Raw genomic sequence first — 17,364 nt, forward strand, 5'->3', positions numbered from 1 at the left:
CTCGCATCGAGCGCGCAGCAAAGTCAGACGGTATGTCGTTTTACAGTGACCTTGGTGAGGCCTGCGATGAATAAGCATGAGCGCGCTTTGTTCGAGCTATGGCACAACGAGGCGGTAGAGTTGCTGATTCTCAGGGGTCAGACTGAGCAAGCCAGCAGCCTGGAGGCGGCAAAGGAGGATCGCTGGGCGCTCTGGAAGTCGATCAGGGCAGTCGCGGCAATCGAAGATCCAAGTGTCAAAGTCGGGCCAAATGGATTGCCGGAAACCTTTGAGCAGCATTTCGAGCTCGAATATGCCGGTGGCGTACATGCGTTCGAGCGCCTTGGTGATAGCGCAAGGGTCGTCATCTTCCATGCCAGAAGGGCATGGGACGCTGCTGTTGAGTCGATGAAGCCTCGGGCAAGCGTTCACCAGTACAAGGGCTGGGATGTCGGTGACAAGGTGCGTTGGACGCTTAATGTGGAGGCCTGCAATAAACACTTCGCAACGCCGGGTGAGGCCATCGCATGGGGCATGAAGCGTGGTTACCATATCAGCAACGGTAAAGAATTTGGTGCCGCTGCTTAATGGCGGTATCGCTGATCATTGCCAACAAGGTGAGCTAAATGACGACTCGAAAAATTATCATCAATGGGCATACTCTGAATAATTCAGAAGTCGAAATTCTTCTGGGCGCTTTTGCGTCAAGCAAGGCGGCTATTGTCTCCGGGCCCTCGCGCAACAAGCCCGGCGCGGACGCGATGGTTAAAGCCATCGAAAAACTTGAGGAAATCGCACTCAAGCCGTTGGCTGCCGTGGAAAGAAAAATTCCTGATGTAGCTACATCTCCCACCGGCTTCAATGCGCTTGGCCACCCAGTGCCAGCCACGCGCAAGCAGGCCGGTTACGAGCTTTGCCTCAAGATGGGCATTCAAGATAAGGATGTCGCTTGGCACCTGATTGAAGACATGGCGCGGCTAATCGAGCGTGACAAGCCTTTCGAGGCTCAGGAGCTAGGGCTCAAGCACCTGGATCTCACGGGGCACTATCGGCTAATGGCGGTACTGATGAGTGCCTAAATAGTGACTGCAAGCCCTGCGCAAGGGCTTCACTTCCCATAATAGGGAATGAGAAACTATACGGTTTAAATTGACAGATTCGTGCATTTCGATATCATCGAATTAAACGAATAACGAGGTGTTTTATGTTCTTGAAGAAGTTGGCTTCAGTTCTTGTTCAGGCCGATGATCTATGCAACAAGGTAGTGGATCTGGTCGATCAGGCAAAAGCCCATGTCCGCTTTGAGCGAATGGATGTGGTTTGTGATGGAAAGCGCTGGGTAGGGCGCAACCTTGAGGTATGCCGGGAATGGCGTACTGTGGATGCGGATGATTTTACGGTTACCGTTTTCCACGTTTTTCTCTGCAAAACCAAAGCAGGCGCATTTGCTCGGGTGACTATCGATCACTTGGGGGACGTCAGTGTCGACGAGCTTTCGCGCGAGCAGTTTGATGATCAGATTTTGAAATGCGATGAGAGACCTTCAGCTCAAGAGGCGTAGGTTCGAAAGGGAATGAAAAAGCCGGATGATCTCCGGCTTTTTTATTGTCCCGCCACACTCTCAGGGATGGCGGCGAGCAATGCATGTTGTGTGGTTGACGTAATAATCTGCACCGCTCCGGCGCTTATTGCGGGCGCGTTCTTTTGCAACATCCTCCTCGTCTGCGCAGGAGTCATAGAGTTCTGCGACAAGGTGCTCTTTGGCCTGTTCGGAGTCGCGAGCCTGCACGATGACGAGGGTGTCATCGTCATCAAATGGAATTCGTCCCGTCAAGACGTAGATGTCACCTTCTGGGTCAAGCACGGTGACGTTGCCATTCACGATACTGAAGAGAGTCTGTTCTGTTTGCATTGCCTTGCTCCTGTTCAGACGATCAGCGCGCTAACATTGACATACCCAACCGAATAGGTGTCATAGTATTCGGTGCTTTGAGAAGTGAAAAAAGCCTCAAACTTGGCCGATGCTTCCTCCTCGGTTTCAGCCTGAACCATTCGGATTTCATCGGTTGTGGACATAATGTCCGACCTGTACGCGGTGACGGTTACATTGGCCCGACAAAGAAAAATGCTTGGCATTTTAAACCTCCTGCTTTAATTGCTATCTATTATACCAGGGATAATAGATTAGGCAATATAAATTTTCTTATTTGAAAATTATTTAAAAAGTTGCGATGAGGTAGCTGCCCGAGGGGATCGCCCCTTCGGCATCGCCGGATGTCTCAAGCAGACTTCAATGTCTCGGTCTTGGGTAGGCTATCTCATCATGCCTGGCCAGCTGGGTTGCCATGGAGATAAGTACGGATTCGAGCAGAAGCATTGCGGCATCACCCATGCCTTTTGCAATAACGTTGATTTCCTGCCTGACAATGGATTGCTCATCGTGGATTTTTGAAAACCGCGCGTCATTTGGATTGCTGTCGAAGTTGGCAATAATCTCCTTGAGACCGCTGGAAAAGCCTGCATGCAGCAGCGCAATGACACGATTTACACCCTTGTCATCCAGGATGCACACGTTCCTTAAGTGCTCGATCAGAAGAGGGCGGTAGCGATTTTCAAAAATGCTTGCGGCAACTTTCGGATCTATATCCTGGAGTGTTGGCCTAATATTCATTTGCGGCTCCATATGTCAATAAGAGCAAATTAAATCACTTGCAAATAATTGGCAAGAGAAACTTGACGGCAGGTCGTTGTTCGTTATTATCAACGCATCTTGGGTAGGATCAGCACACATGGAAGCGAGACTGAAGCAACGAGCAACCAGGGAAGAACTCTTCGAGGCGGATGAATATGCGCCAGACTGGAAAACGCATCAGCGCTTTAGGTTGCATAGGATCACCGAGATCAAAGCCAGGGCGTTGTCAGTTCCAGCAGAGTCCATCAGGCTTGGATACCGCGACAAGCTCAAGCTTGAACTGATGAACAAGCATGGTGCGACCATTCGCTACCGACCAGAAGGCGTCATCCTTTATCACGAGCAGGCCGACGACGCCCTTGGGATGATGGAGTTCGAGGTCTGCTGGGTAGACCCATGGGGATATGCGCACAGTGCACAGAGGAGCTTCCTCGATATTGTGATCAACCCGGTTGATGAAATCAGTTACATGCGCATGCTTCGAGAATATCGCAATGCCGTGGCCAAGCATTGGCTAGGCAGCCATTCATCGGTCTAGAAAAACGTCCGGTCTGCACCCCTGCGTCAGGATGCCGTTCGGCGCGAAAGCGCGGCTATCTTGAGCCCGTAGGGCGAGCTGATTTTGATCTCAAACCAGCTTTGCTTTGAGAACAAAAAAGGCTTCAAAGGCACTTGGTGGGGTGCTCCCAGCGTCTGGCACTTGCCCAGCGTTTTGTGGCTTTCAGGCATTGCTTGCAGGTTACCTGGGGCACATAGGAGTCATCGGCACCAATACTGATCGCCGTAGGATTCACCCAGCGCTTACCGTCACTGCCGGATGCAGCTGTGCACAGAAGAGAGCCTTCAGATCTTACGAGGCGGCCATCTCTTAGATCTTCTAGCAGTAGAACGTGCATGACCGTGCGGCTATTGAACCCTTCGCTGAATGAATGCTCTTGCAGGCCGCTAAGGACGGCCTTATACCCTGATGTCCAAGCCACGGGGATGTGGAGTGAAGCATTCACAGCGTTCGCCTCCCTCTCAAGTTGGCGGCGCTGCTCTTGATCTCTGGCAAACTGCTCAGCCTCACGGGTCTTGCGGTGTGCAGCAAGGGCTGCAAGTTCGGCCTCGTGTTCTTCGCGAGTCTTGGCGATCAGATGATGGTCGCCAGCGAAGATCAGCAGCTCCGTGCCAGCCTTGGGCATCACCCCTTCAATCACATGGTCAAGCCGATCCCATGCTGCAACCGTGCCATCGTCCTGGACGATGGCCGAGTGAAGCTCACCACGCTGAACAAACCAGCGTGGGTGAGGAAATGATGGGTACTTGAGGGTGATCATCGCAAGTTCTCAGCTATCGAGCAGCCAGTTTTTGCTGTCGTTTTTGAGGTTCCAGATGCAGCCGCTTGGATCATTTTTGACACGTGCATAGCACTCGTCTGTAACGATGCCGATGCGGATCTCTTCTGTCCTGGAGAACTCTGCCCCGGTATGGCGGTTGATCATTTCAGCCCTTTTCTCAATGGAGGGCCTGTCCACGGCGATAAGGTATCCATCGGGGCGATTTCCCCACCCGCTCTCGTATTCGGTTACGGCGCAGAAGTAAACGGTATTCATGGATGCCTCTCTTCGATGCTTTGGCTTTGCTTTACTGGATTTGGGAGCTTTGTTTTTAACGACCCTGCTTTTGCTTCTGGATTTGCATGTATGCTTACTATACTAGAGTAACTAGTATAAGTCAATTGGAACAATTGATAAGGTTAAACCGTTGCAAGGCAATCGGATGATTGAATCATCGAAGCGCTTCAAAAAGCATGCAATCGTTTTAGAAATGCCGGGGAGGGCAAGCTGAACAATGTGTTTGGTGGGGTGCCGGGGAGCGAAGGGAGAGAGGCTGGAAAGAGCATAAAAGAGGAAAGGGCCAAGACGCTCATCCATCATTTCTTCGGTCGGTTTCGCACAACATGTGAGGATGTCGTATGTGGCAGTGCTTACAGGGCTAGACCCTTCTCACTTAAACCCTGGGGCGGTTTCGAACAAAATACCACGTAAAATGTTCATACATAGGGTGAAGATGCTCAATTGATCACGTTCTGTGTTGATTGCGATGGCGTGGCTCGTTAGAATCACAGTCTTCTCCATGCACTTGGTGTCTTATGGTCAATCAGTCTGGTAGCGAATTTGAGGCTGTGGTCAGCCGACTTGGGCACTTACTCAAAACCAGCAAGGATGCCGATATCCATCGCTTTCTTGGCATGTCTCAGTCGTCGTACAGTAACCGTAAGAAGCGCGGCACAATCCCCTACGAGGAGATTATTCATGCCTGTATTCGTCAGGGTTTTTCGCTTGATTACGTGCTTGCCGCACGCGATCCGTATGACACATCTCGTGTGGCCCCCATCAGCACGGATTTCGCTATCGGCTTCATGATGAATGAGGGTGGCACATCAGAGCGCAAGGCGGGCAAGGCCTTCCGTGGGATATATGCGCACCTGGTCAGTGACGAGGGCAATCTTACCCATCAGCGGATTTCCGATGCGGTTGGGGCGGTCAATCAAGTTCTTTGCGCGCAGCAGGAAGATCAAGACTCCTTTCCTGTCTAACCTTGGGCGCTTTTCAGGTGGTTCCATGGTGAGAATGCCGCGTCCTGCTGGATGATGCGGCTATCGCTTAACGGGCACTTTGGGCCACGCTGGATGAGAAATTCAAAAACTCCTGGATCTTGGCTTCGCTTTTCCTGGCGATTTCTTGACCAAGTGGGAAGCTCGACAAATGCTCCCACCCAAATGGGGCATGGGCATAGGGCATCCTGCCTGCGTCCAGCATATTGACCTGCCAGAGGCGGATGTCTGCGGCAACCTTGTTTTGACCTTCATCGTTGTAGCTTGCAAGGTCGCGCGCCGCAGCCGAAATGGCGGAGGGCATGGCCCAGGCGTCCATCAGCAGATCTGTCGAGCTGGCAAAGCTTACCTTGAACATCTCGCGCGACAAGAGCTCGCGTGACAGGTGAGGGTTGATGCCTTGCGTGATCAAGTACTCTCTTGCCCTCTCCGGGAAGCACTGGATCATCAGCAGCTCACCAAGGTTGTACATCAGGCCTGCGAGGTAAGCTGCGTGCGTCGCCTCATCATCGGTCTGGTGCAGGCTCGAAACAGCCTTGGCACCATGAGCTGAATGAAGCGAGTTGAAGCAAGCAAATTGAATCAGTGGAGCCAGGGCCCTTTCAGTCCTGAACGACTTCATCATGGATGCCTGGAGCGCATAGTCCATGGTGGCGCGTGTACCTAGCCGCTGAATGGCGCCGGTCAACGAGCTGACTTCACCCCTGGCGCCCTTGACGGCTACTGCGTTTGCCCAAGACAGAAGACTGGAGACAATGGGGGAGTCGCGGTCGACAATCCTGACAAGTTCATCAATATCGAATTCTGACTTTTGGCTTAGCTCAATGATGCCTCTAGCAGTCACCGGGAAGGGTGGAATCGATGAAATGTTGTTCATTGCCTGGCGAACCCGAGCTCGACTGAAATCAGATCCGTCAAGCAAGTCGTCAGGCGTGATTTCAAGCGCTGGTAGTTCAATAACCTTAAGCTTTTCACCCAGAATGCTGATCAGATCCTTGGTCAATACACTGAGGTAACGGGTTTTATCACCGACAGGCAGTGTAAGTCTTGGTTCGCTGAGTAGCTTGGCATCGAAATAAACCTGTGCCTTGCCACACAGCAGGGTCATTTTCTCAAGCCCAAGGTTCTTCGAGAGCTTGCGCTGGTCTTCGGCATTGAATGTCTCAAGTTTACCGATTCCATGCGGAGCATTCCTGAGCGTAAGAATGGAATCTTTGGCCATCAGGAAGAAGCTGATCGTTCCAGCGACCTTGGCCAGTACAGGAAAGGATGGTTTGGCAAAAGGTGCGCGCGGCAAGCCCTCGCCAAGTAGTTGATAGTCAACACCGAGAGCATCGAGTTGCGCGTCAAGCCTAGACGTCTGCATGGGCCTCATCCAAATATGTTGCGATGGTTATTTATAACCATTTAATAGCAATTTGTCAAGTTGTGATTGCTTTTAAGCCCTTGAAAAACACATGGATTTGTGACATCGGAATGATTCCATCAAATGATATGAAAAAATTGACAAAAAAGCGTGCAATGCCTAAATCTCCACTGGTAATGTAAAACCATAAGCCTGGTGGGCGGCGCTGATCTCTGCTACCCTTTTCCGATCCCACTGGCGACCAAAAAGACACATAGAGGCTAATTTCCATGTCGCACAAACACCTTAATGCTATTCCTCGCCAGGAAAACGGTCGATTCAGGGGAGTCATCCTGACTGGTCGCGCCGGTATCGGTAAAACCAGTTGCCTGATGGGCATGGTTGAACCAGGAGACGAATTCTGCCGTATCCCAATGGCCTCGCGTACGGCTGAGGACTTTGGTGTGTATCCGGTGCCAGATAAAGTGGGTATCTATAAAGACCCAGAAACTGGTGTTGAAAGAAATATGTGGGAGATCGCCCAGCCGCTCATTGAGGCTCAGCTCAAGCCGTTTCTCCATGATGCGATTGGTGACAAGTACGGCGTTGTTCTACTCGACGACGTGACACTGGGTGATCCACGCTTGCAATCTGGCTTGCTTGAGCTGGTGCAGTTTGGTCGGATCGGTGATTTCCAGTTGGGCAAGAACGTTGTGATCGCCATGACCGGTAACGGTATCGATGATGGCTGTTCGGCTGTTGAGTGGAACAAGGCACTTCTCGGTCGTTCGATGCTGGTCGAATACGAGCCAGATTTCGAAACCTGGATGGATCTTGATTGCAACAAGAACATCGACCCTTCCGTGGCAGGTTTCCTTAAGGCTTTCATTGGCAACTTCGCGCCAAAATCCGATGATGACAAATTCGCTGACGAGAATGGCAAGTGCCCATCTCCCCGTGACTGGACGTCCCTGGGTATCGAGCTTGCTCAGAAGCATGGCGGTGGACGTAGCTACCAGAAGAGCCTTCTGTGGCCAACGCTGTCCAGCTTTGTTTCCTCGATGGTGGGCAAGAAGGCAGGTTCGGCTTTCATCAGCTATGCCAATATCATCATGAACTACCCAACTGCCGAAGAGATCCTCAACGATCCTAAGAAGTGGGCGAACCTGGAGCCGGAAAAGAAGAACAACAAGGCAGCCGTTTACGCAATTGCGCACGCGATTCGCTCGCACGTTCTGATGGCCAACGAGAAGTTCAACAACGAGCACGGCGTGGCAGCAAAGGGGAAGAAGGCCGAGGAGTTCAAGAGCAAGCTGGTGGGTCAGTTCTCTCACGCTGTGGCGGCTCTGATGCAGAACGACCGTGAAATGGGCGCCTTCTGCTTCCGCTTCCTGTTGTCCAAGACCGATGACAAGGACATCATCGGTGGCGTTATCGCTGACTACTGCTACAACATCAACGATATCGATCCAGTCCTGAAGAATGCTGGCATGGACAAGGTGCTGGATGACATCAAGAAGATGAGTGCTACCCTATCGCGTTAATCACGCGTGAGACGAAAGAGCCCCTGCAAAGGGGCTTTTTTGTAGGCAAAAATAACTCCAAGGAACTTGGTAGATCTCCATCATTGCTGTTACCTACGAGTGCTGATTTGCGCGCTAAATATCCATGTCGTAGGAGAGCATCAGGCGTTTCATGCCTGGATTGTAAGCAATGGCCTTATCGGCTCCAAAAACCTCCTTGAAGACCAGCCAGTCATCTTCAGTTAAGCATGAGCCGGCAATCACATCGCTTCCATAATATTTAAGTAGCATGGTTTGCTTTCTGCTATTTAGCATCTGGCTTCTGTTGCCATATAGAAACGATCTAAATGCATTCAACTTATCGGCTGGAATGTTAAAAGTATTTATACTGCTATGTCTGGAATATAGATTTAATAATGCACGAGGCGTTCCAGCGTCACCCAATTGTTTAATTAGTAGCCTGTACCCGTCAATATTGCTCGTCTGTTCAATGTAATCCAGAAGATGGTTTTCAAGAATAGCTGGGAGCGGTTTTATGCTTGTGGCAACAGTTTCATGCGCTAAAAGTGAAATTTCGTGGTTGAGTAATATCTCCCCAGTGTTTTCGATGTTAACTATTTGTCTTTCAGTTCTTATGCTTACCGCATGGTGCATTAGACTTGGCGTGCAGGCTGAGTCAGGAATGTAATCAAGCATCTGTAGTGATTTTGTTAGAGCGATCAGACACAGTGATTCCGTTAGCCTGTCTTCAGGAATAAATGCAATGTCCTTTGGACTCTGTTCAATGAGGTTAGGCCATGTATACTCGGGGCAAAAAATAATATCAATTGGTCTTTTTTTGACCGCCGCCTGGCAAAGATCAAGCGTAACTTTATCTTCTGGAATCAGCCCAAATGCGCCACGTGCAACCATACACTCAATCACTCGATGATCGAGCCATGGCGATTCAAGCTTGCCAAATGAAGCCATGTCCCCAAAAACAATCTCGTCATTGGCTTCTTTAAGCCATCGGTTGACCTGAGATATTTGTTTTAATGCAGATGGGTGATGTTCTTTATCCGGCGAGTCATATACCGGATCTTTGATGTATATCGATAATAAACAGGCACTAAGATCAGATTGTGCGGCGAACCAGTAGCACATTTCTTTGGTTATAAGGTGGGGCGGCACTGAGTGGAAATTGAGAGGGTCAGCGAGAACGAACGCCTCACAAATCGTTGGGCTGCGCAAAGAAGAGGGCACCCAGTGCAGAGCGATGCCTATTGCTGCGAGCTTATTCGCAATTGAGCGCATGACCCATAGCCTGCGGTGCAATGTAGATAGGAGATTTATATACAAAACCTTGCGCGCTGTCAATAAGTCTAGCTTCTATAGCACTTGCTGGGTGCCCCTCTCCTTGCAGATAATAAAAAAAAGGTGAAACCAATGAACTACGAAATCCATGCGCTAAAAAATTTCTTCCGACTGCTTCGGCTCGACAATTTCGATGATGTTGAAGCCTTGCGCTGGAAGGATCGCTACCTTTCAGACCTTTCTCGTGGGCAGGCGCCAGATCCTGTCGGCCTCGCGGCAAGTGTTCTGCATGAAATGTATCTCAGTGGTGATAATTCAGATCGAACTAATCGGGGTGTGGCTAGATTTCTTGATATGGTTGATGAGGCACCCATGGCAAATGGACAACGGGCTGCTCTTCTTCTCAAGCTGGGCCCCGTGTGTGATAGAGATACCCTGTCATCTTATTTTTCCGGGAATGGATGCTTTGCGGTAGAGGCTCAAGCGCTAAACGATGCGCATGATGCCCCGGCGCCATTCTTCTACACTGAATTCATGCGACGCAGAGTGAATTCGAGCGGTTTTGGCTTCATGGCCTCAAGCCTGTGTCAGTGGGATCGTTTCATGGACGCCCTGGTCGATAGGCTAGGTTTTATAAGGGATGCTGATCTTGTTGCCTCCGTCCTGGAAGATCCTTTGATCGCCGCGCGGGCATCGCTGGCGCCGTTCGTGTTCAACGATGAGGCGTTAAGCTCCTTGCCTGTCATTGAGTTTGCTCTCAAACACGACAAGTTTAGACTGAGTGCGCATGGAAGAATGTTGAAACACCTGGTGGAAAATCAGGGTGGTGAATTAGTTACTGGCGCGGTTGATGGAATCTTCAAGCAAATCATGAGGATCAATGACAGCGATGCATTAAAGGCCAGCACGCTTGGCTCTGTAAGGCTTTGGTTTAATGACAAGGTTGATCAGGGCAATGCGGAAATGATTGAACTTGCAAGCCAGGTAAATGTATTGCTCGACGCCAAGCGCCATGCTCTGCTCGATAGAGATGCTAGTCCATCATTTAATCCATAAGAGATAATTGACAAAAAGCCGCTTTGCTTGTTAGCGTTGAGTTATAAAAATAATAATAACAAGTAAAGCGCCATGTCTCATAGCACACTCCATTCCAATGGTTGGATATCTCTGCCTGTTGATATACGTTTCGAAGAACATGCTAAACGAATACGCGCCGAGCGTGATGCGTTATATGGCAATATATTCCAAGAAAAAGATACTGATCTGCGCTGGGTTGGGGATCTAGGGGAGATGGTATTCAAAAGCTGGCTTTCTCACCAAAAGATTCAGGATTTCCAGTGGATCGTGGACGAGGCCAGTGGCAAGCCTGATTTCATTATTGCGGGCAGGCATAAGGTTGGAATCAAGACGGTCAAGCGAAAGGATGACCCGAAACCCAGCTACGCGGCAGGCATGACGGCGCGTCACACAGCTGAACCTGTAGATCATTTCTTCTTCATGACCTACGTTCATACCGAGCGCAGAATGTGGATGATTGGAGGAATTAGCCGTGAGGCTTTCATAAAAGGGTCAACTCACTACAAGGCTGGTGACTATGTTCACCCGCACTACCAGATTCGGGCTGGCCATGAGATCAACAATATTGACATGAAGGCGCTTACAGCGCCTGGGGCATGGCTTAACAGCCTATATCAGATAGATGCCAATGAGACGGCAGCATGAGCTTGCGCTCTGTGCTCTTATCAATTAACGTGTATCCAAATCGAAAGGTGAGCCTATGATCAAGATGAGCGAATACGTGACCTCTCGAACTTGACCTTAATGTCGAGGAGAGCGTCAACATGGCAAGAACATACCGAAGGGGCCCGAGGGGCCGCGACATCAATCACTATAAGTCCCTGGGCGTCATCTGGCATGAGAACGAAGGTTTCTCCTGCTACGATGGAACTTGGAAAGCGTATTGGGAGCACACCTATACGGGAGCTGACACCTACCAAAAGTACGTCGATACGGCGATTAGCGAGTACCACAGGGAAAAGCGTAAGCACGACGTGCCGAGGTATGTCAGAAAGCTTGATGTGAAACGGCAGAAGCGCCTGCATTTCGAAGCTATTCAGGCAGCGTTGGCGTCGGGTGACTGGGACGTGGCGCTGGACAGGCTCCAGAAAAATGCCGTTTGGGCTTATTGGTGATGTATTGAAGAACCCGCCTTAGGGCGGGTTTTTTGCATCTAATTTATTGTTATGGGCTGGCATGCGGGTTATCGCACGTGCCAAAATGAATCATAGAAAACATTTGAGTGAGCCATTCTCAATGAGCAATCAACCAACAATTATTAAGCCAGAAGTTGTAGATGAGAAAGATTTCGACAGAGATTTTCTAGAACTCATCAAGATGATGCTTCTGGAGTTGCGTACTCACAGTCCATTCTTTGGTGTTTTGGCATCTGAGATGTGGATCGCCGGGCCAGCCAAAAATATCAGTACCATCGGGGTTTCTCCGCGTGGTGTTGTTGTTTACAACGAGGAGTGGTTGAAGTCACTTGAAATTGGTCAGGTCGTTGGCCTGCTGCTTCACGAATCACTGCATATTGCCTTGGATTACTGGAGTCGATTCAGTGGTCACAATATGGAAATTGCAAACTGGGCTCATGACTACGCCATCAACGACATTATCAAGAAGGGCAGTAGCAACATGGTCATTCGCAAAAAGAATGGCGATGTATTTAAGTTCCGTGTTGATCTGCCGTCTGGCGGCTTGTGGGATCAGAAGTTTGATCAAATGGCTTCTGAGGAAATCTACACTCAACTTTTCGAAGAAGTTGCCAAAAAGACCCAGGAAATTCGCAAGCAAATTGAAGCGCAGATGACCGATCCTGAAATGATCGAGAAAATGAAGCGCGATAAAGCCATTGCTCAGGAGATGAAGAAATCACTGGCAGAAGGTGCCAAGAAGGTACAGGAAAAGCACGACGAGGCAACAAAGTCAGCTGATCGTGCTCCTATTAGTGAACAAGACCGTATCGACGAGGAGCGCTCTGAAGCATTGTCAGCACTTCGGAGTAAGTCCGAGGTGTCTCTGGAGGATATTCAGCCTGAAAGCCAGCCAGAGGGCGATGAAGGTACTGCTCCGGAGTCCGATCAATCGAATGACGCTGGTCAATCGGCTGAGTCGGGCGATGGTAGTCAAAACCCGCAAGACCCATCCAGCAATGACGGTCAGCAGGCTGGGGATCAAAGCCCTTATGACAAGGCTTTGGAAGACCTCAACAGTGGAATGATGCAGGCGCTTAACGACTACATGGGCAAGGAGCACGAGCGCATTGGTAGCGAGTATGACAAAACGCCTAATGGAACCACTCGTGATGAGCATCTTGATCAGTTGTCAGAAGATCTTGATGCGGTTGCTGAAAAGTACAAGGACGAGGTGAAGAACGCCAAGGAGAAAGAAGCGTCGGAAGAAAATTCTGACGAGGGCCAGAGCAAGCCAGGCCAGGATGGCGAGCAGCCAGGCCAGGATGGTCAGGGGCAACCAGGTCAGGATGGCGAGCAGCCAGGTCAAGGTCAGGGTCAGGGTCAGGGTCAGGGTCAGCCAGGGCAAGGGCAAGGGCAAGGGCAACCAGGCCAGGGTCAGGGTCAGCCAGGGCAAGGACAACCAGGTCAGGGTCAGGGTCAGCCAGGGCAAGGGCAACCAGGCCAGGGTCAGGGTCAGCCAGGGCAAGGACAACCAGGTCAGGGTCAGGGTCAGCCAGAGCAAGGACAACCAGGCCAGGGTCAGGGTCAGCCAGGGCAAGGACAACCAGGTCAGGGTCAGGGTCAGCCAGGGCAAGGACAACCAGGTCAGGGTCAGGGTCAGCCAGGGCAAGGACAACCAGGCCAGGGTCAGCAGGCACCAACGGAGCGCCAGGTTGAGCAGAACATTGCTGATTCTTTGGACAGGTTGATGGATCAGGCGTCGAATGCGCTTAACGGCAAAAAGAACGACGTCAAAGGCATGACCTCTGGTGATGACATGTCCACTCAGGGTGCTTGGGATGAGGCCATGAGACAGATCGCCAAGGAAAGGGGAGTGGGTGATCTTCAGGGTGACGTGAACGTTGACTGCTCAGAGATTCCAGGAAACCCATTTGCAAAAGAGGATAGGGAAGAAACTAAGGAGCGCCATCGCCAGACGTTGCAGCGTGCGGTAATTTCGGATGCACAGCTGGGTGGTCAGGGATGGGGAAGTCTTCCAAGTTGGGCAAGGCAGGAGATTGAGGGGATTCTGCATCCGCCATTGACGTTTACCAAAAAGATGAAGAAATTCATCGGTGCTTATGGGCGAGCGGATTTGAGGACGTTTAAAAAGCGGAACAAGAGAAACACGTTTGAGGAGAACAGGGCCATCTTCCCTGGAACCAAGCGCAATAGCTCAAAGGTTTACGTGCTGATGGACACATCCGGTTCCATGATGAACGGTTCAGACAAGGATACGCTCCGTCGCTCGATGGGCCTGGTTAAGCGCTTGGCTACTTCGCTTGGGTTGGAGGTCGTGGTGGTGCAGTGTGACACTGAGGTGACCAAGGTAATGGACACCAAGCAGGCTCTTAAGGAGATCAGTCGCAACCGGTTTGATGTGGTGGGTCAGGGTGGCTCGGACTTCAGGCCTGGATTTGAGTTCATCTGGGAAAAGATGAAAGAAAGCGATCCAGGTTTTGGAGCTCCAATCATCGTCTTCACCGATGGTGGCATCACAGTGCCTGAAATGCCGCCCAAGCACATGAAGATGCAAGTGCTCTGGGTAACAAACCCAGGCCAGCATGCTCCGACAGACCGCTGGGGCCAGCACATTGTCATGGATGATATTGGCGCACATGAAATGAACTGATAGCAAACAAAAAGCATGGCCCGCGTGAGCGGGCCTTCTTTTAAGAGAGATTGTGATGTTAGCAACTGAAAAAGAGCTTGTTGAGTACGATAAGATTTTTAATAGGCTGCCAAAAAGTCTTCGTATGAACTTTGTGTGCGAGCTGGTTCAAAAGGGTGCGCTCGAACTGAACATGGATATAGGTGCTGAACATTTGCTTCTTGCAAGAATCAATCTAGGTAAAGACTCTTTGATTGGGATGCATGCGCTCTTGGTAATAAGGAACAGGGGTGTGGAGGAGGTGGGTAGCCAACTCGACGATGTTTCTATGATTAAAGAGTTCTGTGAGATTTTCGGGGAGGCGGCTGTAAAATACTTAAAGCCAGAAATGCTCTCAGCACATAAAAAGCTAAAGATCGAGGATGAGTTGTGTCTTTAAATCCACTTCCGTTTGTGAAATTACACGAGCACATGATTCTAAGCTGTCAGCAAGCTGTAAAAGCCATTAATAATGGAAGCTTGAGCAAGCTCAAGAAGATCTTGCCCATTGAGTCAGGCTTGATGCGAGTCTTTTTGAATGAGCACCTTGGAGATGGCGAGCGACAGGATAGTGCTCGACTGGAGTTTCCTGGGCATGAATTCAACTATCTAACCGAGCAGATTGATGAAGCTGCCAAGTATTTTTATGAACAAGTATTTAGCCTGATCAAGCCAAAAGAGAAAAGTGTAGAGTGTCTGCGTGTATTTTTGCAATGCGCATACATAGATGACATTGAGCTCATATCAAGACTTGATACAAGCGATAAGTTAAATAATGTTTATATAGAAAACCTGGATTTCGAATTTTTCTCGGAGCACTTGCCTGGCGCCATCGCATGGGCTATCGGGAAGCTATGCTCGCTTAATCAAAAAGAGGGCGCAACGCGGCTTTGCGATAAATATTTCTCAGGCCCTGTATTCTTGATTAGCGATGATTCAAGAAAAATATTATTGCAGGCAAGTGAGCTTTGCGTAGAGGGAAGGATTGATCAGTCCGCTCTATGCCTAGTTAAGGGAAAATACTTCTCCGAGGCTGGTGTTCTGTCAGGCTTTAAGGCTTTGCTTTCAAATATAATGGATGAAAAAAAGAAAAAAGATTTGATTGAATTGTTTATCAGTAATGCAATGAGAGATCCAAAGACAACCGCAGCAGCTGCGATCAAAAATATGAAGCTTATTGGCGTGGAAGAAGGAATTATCAAAACATGCCCATCCGCGAAAAAGGAATACTTATCAAGTGAATTTGGTCTTTAAGAAAAAGAGCGGGGAGGGCAATCTGGCCCATAGTGTTTGGTGGGGTGTGGGGAGCTTGGCTTGCGCAAGTACTTAATTCGCTAATATTATGGGTCGCTTTCGAACAACAAGTGTATGGTTTGAGTGAGGCTTGATTCTGTTGACCAGCCACTAAAGTGACTGGCTTGCGTTGGGTCAAAAAGGCAGGTGGCTCTATTAATGCTGTGGGCCGAATCGGTTTTCACCGCTGTCACTTTTGATAGTCCACATGACCAATAGAGCGATAATGCCCACAAGGGGAATCAGCATGATTAGTTGGAACCAGCCAGACCTACCGGTATCGTGTAATCTTCTGGCGCCAACTGCAAGATAGGGCACTAGCATAAACAATGCAAATGCGTTGCTAAAGTTAACGAGTCCGTTAAAGCCAATCAAGGCATCAACGATACCAAGGGCGATGTTTATAATGAGATAAGCAAGCGCGAAGTACCAGAATTCACTTCTAGTTGCTCTTCCTTCAAAGTTTGAATAGTTACTTACAACACTTATAAAATTATTGATCATACTTCACCTGTGCTGAAGTTTATGCTGGCAGCTGAATTGCGGTCGGGAGATAACTTCAATAACTTTAAGTATGTCATTCTTTCAAGAAAATGGAATACGTTGCTCGCTTGATGTAATTGAGATTCTTGATATAGTCTTTCCCTGGTTCTAAAAGCGTAAACGGCTCCTAACTGCTTAAAGTGTTCTTTGCGTAACGACGCCTTTTCCAGTCAAACCCGATGGCTCTGTAGAAGTCCCAGATGGACTCGTGCTGAATTTTTTCTATTTTCTTGTGCTCAGCATCCACGCCAAGCGAGGCCAGTGTTTTGAATAGAATTTGATCATCCGCCTCCCACTCGAAAGTGGGTTTAAGTGAATAATGAAAATCCGGATAGCATTTCATCTTTTGCATCGAGTTATGCAAGCGCGTATTTTCAAAATTACGAAATGCGTCGTAACTTGCCGCTGCTCTATAAAAGCCTGGCTCACCAACGCCAGGCAATGAAAAGATATGGGCCTGTATTGTCTTCCATCCGCTTTCACGTGTTCGCAGTCGAGCTTCAATGTTGTGCATCAACAAACCTTTTTGATGTGGCTGATTGCACGATCAATGCCGCTCTCGGCTAGCATCGCATCCAGTACCTTCGCAGTCATGAGGACGTCCCCAAGGGCCCTGTGTGCGTTTTCAACAGCAATCCCGTAGTGAGCAGCTGCATCGACCAGTTTACCCTTGCTGGTGCAGCGCAGTGTCTTCCAGATATCCCTGGCATCGAGTGCCTCGGCATTACTCATTGAAGGATATTGGTAGGTTTGTGCATTTTCCCTGATGACGCGCATGTCATAGCTGATCACATTGAACCCGGACACAAGTCCTGTGCTGTACATGGTGTCGATGAATTCGAGGTGGCTGGAGAATGCCTTTTGACCATTTACGTCACGAGCGGTAATGCCATGCACTGCTGATGCGCGTGGATCGATTGGGCGTTCTGGGTCAACCAGCGTACTTTTGTACGCAATGCTGCCATCAAGCTTTGCCTTCAGGCACGCGATCTCAACGATGCCGGGCTTGATAAATCCGGTCGTTTCGAGGTCGATTATGAAAATCGGCTTCTGAATTCGGTTGGCCAAAAGGCTTAGGTTTGGTAGGCATAGCATAACGTATACTCCATATACAAAAGAATATAAATTTATTCCTACACAAAGTCAATAAATACGTTTGAAAGGGATGCGTGAGCTCATGCATACTGATGTTAAGAGCTGTTCAAGTGAGTTT

The 17,364-nt window shown here is 49.5% G+C and carries 23 protein-coding genes; 12 read left to right on the top strand and 11 right to left on the bottom strand.

All coding sequences use genetic code 11. From position 1 onward, the window contains the following. Positions 1–66: 66 nt before the first annotated feature. The 3 genes from P5704_026605 (at position 67) to P5704_026615 (ending at position 1,540) form a co-directional block, all read left to right on the top strand. The gene (locus P5704_026605) at positions 67–567 is read left to right on the top strand and encodes a hypothetical protein (protein ID WOF81471.1); all 501 of its coding nucleotides are present in this window, start codon (positions 67–69) and stop codon (positions 565–567) included. Between the two features lie 38 nt (positions 568–605). Continuing rightward, positions 606–1,058, top strand: coding sequence for a hypothetical protein (locus tag P5704_026610; protein ID WOF81472.1), 453 nt, complete (start codon positions 606–608; stop codon positions 1,056–1,058). 125 nt (positions 1,059–1,183) lie between these two features. Then, complete coding sequence (locus P5704_026615; GenBank protein WOF81473.1) at positions 1,184–1,540, top strand: hypothetical protein; 357 nt, start codon at positions 1,184–1,186, stop codon at positions 1,538–1,540. Positions 1,541–1,600: 60 nt separating this feature from the next. On the opposite strand, the gene P5704_026620 is transcribed toward P5704_026615, so the two are convergent. From P5704_026620 to P5704_026630, 3 genes are all read right to left on the bottom strand, one after another. Next, a complete protein-coding gene (locus P5704_026620) occupies positions 1,601–1,891 on the bottom strand; it encodes a hypothetical protein (protein WOF81474.1) in 291 nt (96 codons plus the stop codon). 14 nt (positions 1,892–1,905) lie between these two features. Continuing rightward, positions 1,906–2,115 carry a hypothetical protein gene (locus P5704_026625; GenBank protein ID WOF81475.1) on the bottom strand — a complete coding sequence of 70 codons (210 nt, stop codon included), beginning with the start codon at positions 2,113–2,115 and terminating at the stop codon, positions 1,906–1,908. A gap of 154 nt (positions 2,116–2,269) precedes the next feature. Next, positions 2,270–2,650, bottom strand: a complete 381-nt coding sequence (locus P5704_026630) for a hypothetical protein (protein ID WOF81476.1) — start codon at positions 2,648–2,650, stop codon at positions 2,270–2,272. Positions 2,651–2,768: 118 nt separating this feature from the next. On the opposite strand from P5704_026630, the gene P5704_026635 reads away from it, so the two are divergent. Further along, positions 2,769–3,209: a hypothetical protein gene (locus tag P5704_026635; protein WOF81477.1), complete on the top strand. Its 441-nt coding sequence runs from the start codon at positions 2,769–2,771 to the stop codon at positions 3,207–3,209. 124 nt (positions 3,210–3,333) lie between these two features. Here P5704_026635 and P5704_026640 read toward each other — a convergent pair whose 3' ends face one another. Together P5704_026640 and P5704_026645 are read right to left on the bottom strand one after the other, a co-directional pair. Beyond that, positions 3,334–3,990, bottom strand: a complete 657-nt coding sequence (locus P5704_026640; protein ID WOF81478.1) for a hypothetical protein — start codon at positions 3,988–3,990, stop codon at positions 3,334–3,336. A gap of 9 nt (positions 3,991–3,999) precedes the next feature. Beyond that, positions 4,000–4,266 carry a hypothetical protein gene (locus tag P5704_026645; GenBank protein ID WOF81479.1) on the bottom strand — a complete coding sequence of 89 codons (267 nt, stop codon included), beginning with the start codon at positions 4,264–4,266 and terminating at the stop codon, positions 4,000–4,002. Positions 4,267–4,805: 539 nt separating this feature from the next. On the opposite strand from P5704_026645, the gene P5704_026650 reads away from it, so the two are divergent. Next, entirely contained in the window at positions 4,806–5,252 is a 447-nt protein-coding gene (locus P5704_026650; GenBank protein WOF81480.1) for a helix-turn-helix domain-containing protein, read from the top strand. 67 nt (positions 5,253–5,319) lie between these two features. On the opposite strand, the gene P5704_026655 is transcribed toward P5704_026650, so the two are convergent. Both P5704_026655 and P5704_026660 read right to left on the bottom strand, forming a co-directional pair. Then, on the bottom strand, positions 5,320–6,636 hold the full coding sequence (locus tag P5704_026655) for an HDOD domain-containing protein (protein WOF81481.1): 1,317 nt from the start codon (positions 6,634–6,636) through the stop codon (positions 5,320–5,322). A 55-nt stretch (positions 6,637–6,691) separates the two neighbouring features. Continuing rightward, a complete protein-coding gene (locus P5704_026660; protein ID WOF81482.1) occupies positions 6,692–6,907 on the bottom strand; it encodes a hypothetical protein in 216 nt (71 codons plus the stop codon). Here P5704_026660 and P5704_026665 point away from each other — a divergent pair. Next, on the top strand, positions 6,906–8,159 hold the full coding sequence (locus P5704_026665; GenBank protein WOF81483.1) for a hypothetical protein: 1,254 nt from the start codon (positions 6,906–6,908) through the stop codon (positions 8,157–8,159). The genes P5704_026660 and P5704_026665 overlap by 2 nt on opposite strands. 114 nt (positions 8,160–8,273) lie before the next feature. Here P5704_026665 and P5704_026670 read toward each other — a convergent pair whose 3' ends face one another. Continuing rightward, positions 8,274–9,431, bottom strand: coding sequence for a hypothetical protein (locus P5704_026670; protein ID WOF81484.1), 1,158 nt, complete (start codon positions 9,429–9,431; stop codon positions 8,274–8,276). A 132-nt stretch (positions 9,432–9,563) separates the two neighbouring features. Between P5704_026670 and P5704_026675 the strand changes: the two genes are divergently transcribed. From P5704_026675 to P5704_026700, 6 genes are all read left to right on the top strand, one after another. Continuing rightward, positions 9,564–10,487 (top strand): hypothetical protein, encoded by a 924-nt coding sequence (locus P5704_026675; GenBank protein ID WOF81485.1) that lies wholly within the window; start codon positions 9,564–9,566, stop codon positions 10,485–10,487. Positions 10,488–10,559: 72 nt separating this feature from the next. After that, positions 10,560–11,153, top strand: a complete 594-nt coding sequence (locus P5704_026680; GenBank protein WOF81486.1) for a hypothetical protein — start codon at positions 10,560–10,562, stop codon at positions 11,151–11,153. Between the two features lie 119 nt (positions 11,154–11,272). Then, positions 11,273–11,623 (top strand): hypothetical protein, encoded by a 351-nt coding sequence (locus P5704_026685; GenBank protein WOF81487.1) that lies wholly within the window; start codon positions 11,273–11,275, stop codon positions 11,621–11,623. Between the two features lie 121 nt (positions 11,624–11,744). Beyond that, positions 11,745–14,297 (top strand): VWA-like domain-containing protein, encoded by a 2,553-nt coding sequence (locus P5704_026690; GenBank protein WOF81488.1) that lies wholly within the window; start codon positions 11,745–11,747, stop codon positions 14,295–14,297. Positions 14,298–14,352: 55 nt separating this feature from the next. Beyond that, entirely contained in the window at positions 14,353–14,715 is a 363-nt protein-coding gene (locus P5704_026695; GenBank protein ID WOF81489.1) for a hypothetical protein, read from the top strand. Then, on the top strand, positions 14,706–15,569 hold the full coding sequence (locus P5704_026700) for a hypothetical protein (GenBank protein ID WOF81490.1): 864 nt from the start codon (positions 14,706–14,708) through the stop codon (positions 15,567–15,569). Before P5704_026695 ends, P5704_026700 begins: the two co-directional genes overlap by 10 nt. A 195-nt stretch (positions 15,570–15,764) precedes the next feature. Here P5704_026700 and P5704_026705 read toward each other — a convergent pair whose 3' ends face one another. The 3 genes from P5704_026705 to P5704_026715 form a co-directional block, all read right to left on the bottom strand. After that, positions 15,765–16,112 carry a DUF805 domain-containing protein gene (locus tag P5704_026705; GenBank protein ID WOF81491.1) on the bottom strand — a complete coding sequence of 116 codons (348 nt, stop codon included), beginning with the start codon at positions 16,110–16,112 and terminating at the stop codon, positions 15,765–15,767. A 166-nt stretch (positions 16,113–16,278) separates the two neighbouring features. Further along, a complete protein-coding gene (locus P5704_026710; protein ID WOF81492.1) occupies positions 16,279–16,665 on the bottom strand; it encodes a hypothetical protein in 387 nt (128 codons plus the stop codon). Continuing rightward, positions 16,665–17,246, bottom strand: coding sequence for a 3'-5' exonuclease (locus tag P5704_026715; GenBank protein WOF81493.1), 582 nt, complete (start codon positions 17,244–17,246; stop codon positions 16,665–16,667). Before P5704_026715 ends, P5704_026710 begins: the two co-directional genes overlap by 1 nt. Between the last annotated feature and the right edge of the window lie 118 nt (positions 17,247–17,364).

The organism is Pseudomonas sp. FeN3W (assembly GCA_030263805.2).
Lineage (GTDB): Bacteria > Pseudomonadota > Gammaproteobacteria > Pseudomonadales > Pseudomonadaceae > Stutzerimonas > Stutzerimonas stutzeri_G.

Bases quoted from the DNA above. Each gene is read 5' to 3' on its own strand.
- P5704_026605 (WOF81471.1), top strand. From the start codon at position 67: ATGAATAAGCATGAGCGCGCTTTGTTCGAGCTATGGCACAACGAGGCG.
- P5704_026610 (WOF81472.1), top strand. From the start codon at position 606: ATGACGACTCGAAAAATTATCATCAATGGGCATACTCTGAATAATTCA.
- P5704_026615 (WOF81473.1), top strand. From the start codon at position 1,184: ATGTTCTTGAAGAAGTTGGCTTCAGTTCTTGTTCAGGCCGATGATCTA.
- P5704_026620 (WOF81474.1), bottom strand. From the start codon at position 1,891: ATGCAAACAGAACAGACTCTCTTCAGTATCGTGAATGGCAACGTCACC.
- P5704_026625 (WOF81475.1), bottom strand. From the start codon at position 2,115: ATGCCAAGCATTTTTCTTTGTCGGGCCAATGTAACCGTCACCGCGTAC.
- P5704_026630 (WOF81476.1), bottom strand. From the start codon at position 2,650: ATGAATATTAGGCCAACACTCCAGGATATAGATCCGAAAGTTGCCGCA.
- P5704_026635 (WOF81477.1), top strand. From the start codon at position 2,769: ATGGAAGCGAGACTGAAGCAACGAGCAACCAGGGAAGAACTCTTCGAG.
- P5704_026640 (WOF81478.1), bottom strand. From the start codon at position 3,990: ATGATCACCCTCAAGTACCCATCATTTCCTCACCCACGCTGGTTTGTT.
- P5704_026645 (WOF81479.1), bottom strand. From the start codon at position 4,266: ATGAATACCGTTTACTTCTGCGCCGTAACCGAATACGAGAGCGGGTGG.
- P5704_026650 (WOF81480.1), top strand. From the start codon at position 4,806: ATGGTCAATCAGTCTGGTAGCGAATTTGAGGCTGTGGTCAGCCGACTT.
- P5704_026655 (WOF81481.1), bottom strand. From the start codon at position 6,636: ATGCAGACGTCTAGGCTTGACGCGCAACTCGATGCTCTCGGTGTTGAC.
- P5704_026665 (WOF81483.1), top strand. From the start codon at position 6,906: ATGTCGCACAAACACCTTAATGCTATTCCTCGCCAGGAAAACGGTCGA.
- P5704_026660 (WOF81482.1), bottom strand. From the start codon at position 6,907: ATGGAAATTAGCCTCTATGTGTCTTTTTGGTCGCCAGTGGGATCGGAA.
- P5704_026670 (WOF81484.1), bottom strand. From the start codon at position 9,431: ATGCGCTCAATTGCGAATAAGCTCGCAGCAATAGGCATCGCTCTGCAC.
- P5704_026675 (WOF81485.1), top strand. From the start codon at position 9,564: ATGAACTACGAAATCCATGCGCTAAAAAATTTCTTCCGACTGCTTCGG.
- P5704_026680 (WOF81486.1), top strand. From the start codon at position 10,560: ATGTCTCATAGCACACTCCATTCCAATGGTTGGATATCTCTGCCTGTT.
- P5704_026685 (WOF81487.1), top strand. From the start codon at position 11,273: ATGGCAAGAACATACCGAAGGGGCCCGAGGGGCCGCGACATCAATCAC.
- P5704_026690 (WOF81488.1), top strand. From the start codon at position 11,745: ATGAGCAATCAACCAACAATTATTAAGCCAGAAGTTGTAGATGAGAAA.
- P5704_026695 (WOF81489.1), top strand. From the start codon at position 14,353: ATGTTAGCAACTGAAAAAGAGCTTGTTGAGTACGATAAGATTTTTAAT.
- P5704_026705 (WOF81491.1), bottom strand. From the start codon at position 16,112: ATGATCAATAATTTTATAAGTGTTGTAAGTAACTATTCAAACTTTGAA.
- P5704_026710 (WOF81492.1), bottom strand. From the start codon at position 16,665: ATGCACAACATTGAAGCTCGACTGCGAACACGTGAAAGCGGATGGAAG.
- P5704_026715 (WOF81493.1), bottom strand. From the start codon at position 17,246: ATGCTATGCCTACCAAACCTAAGCCTTTTGGCCAACCGAATTCAGAAG.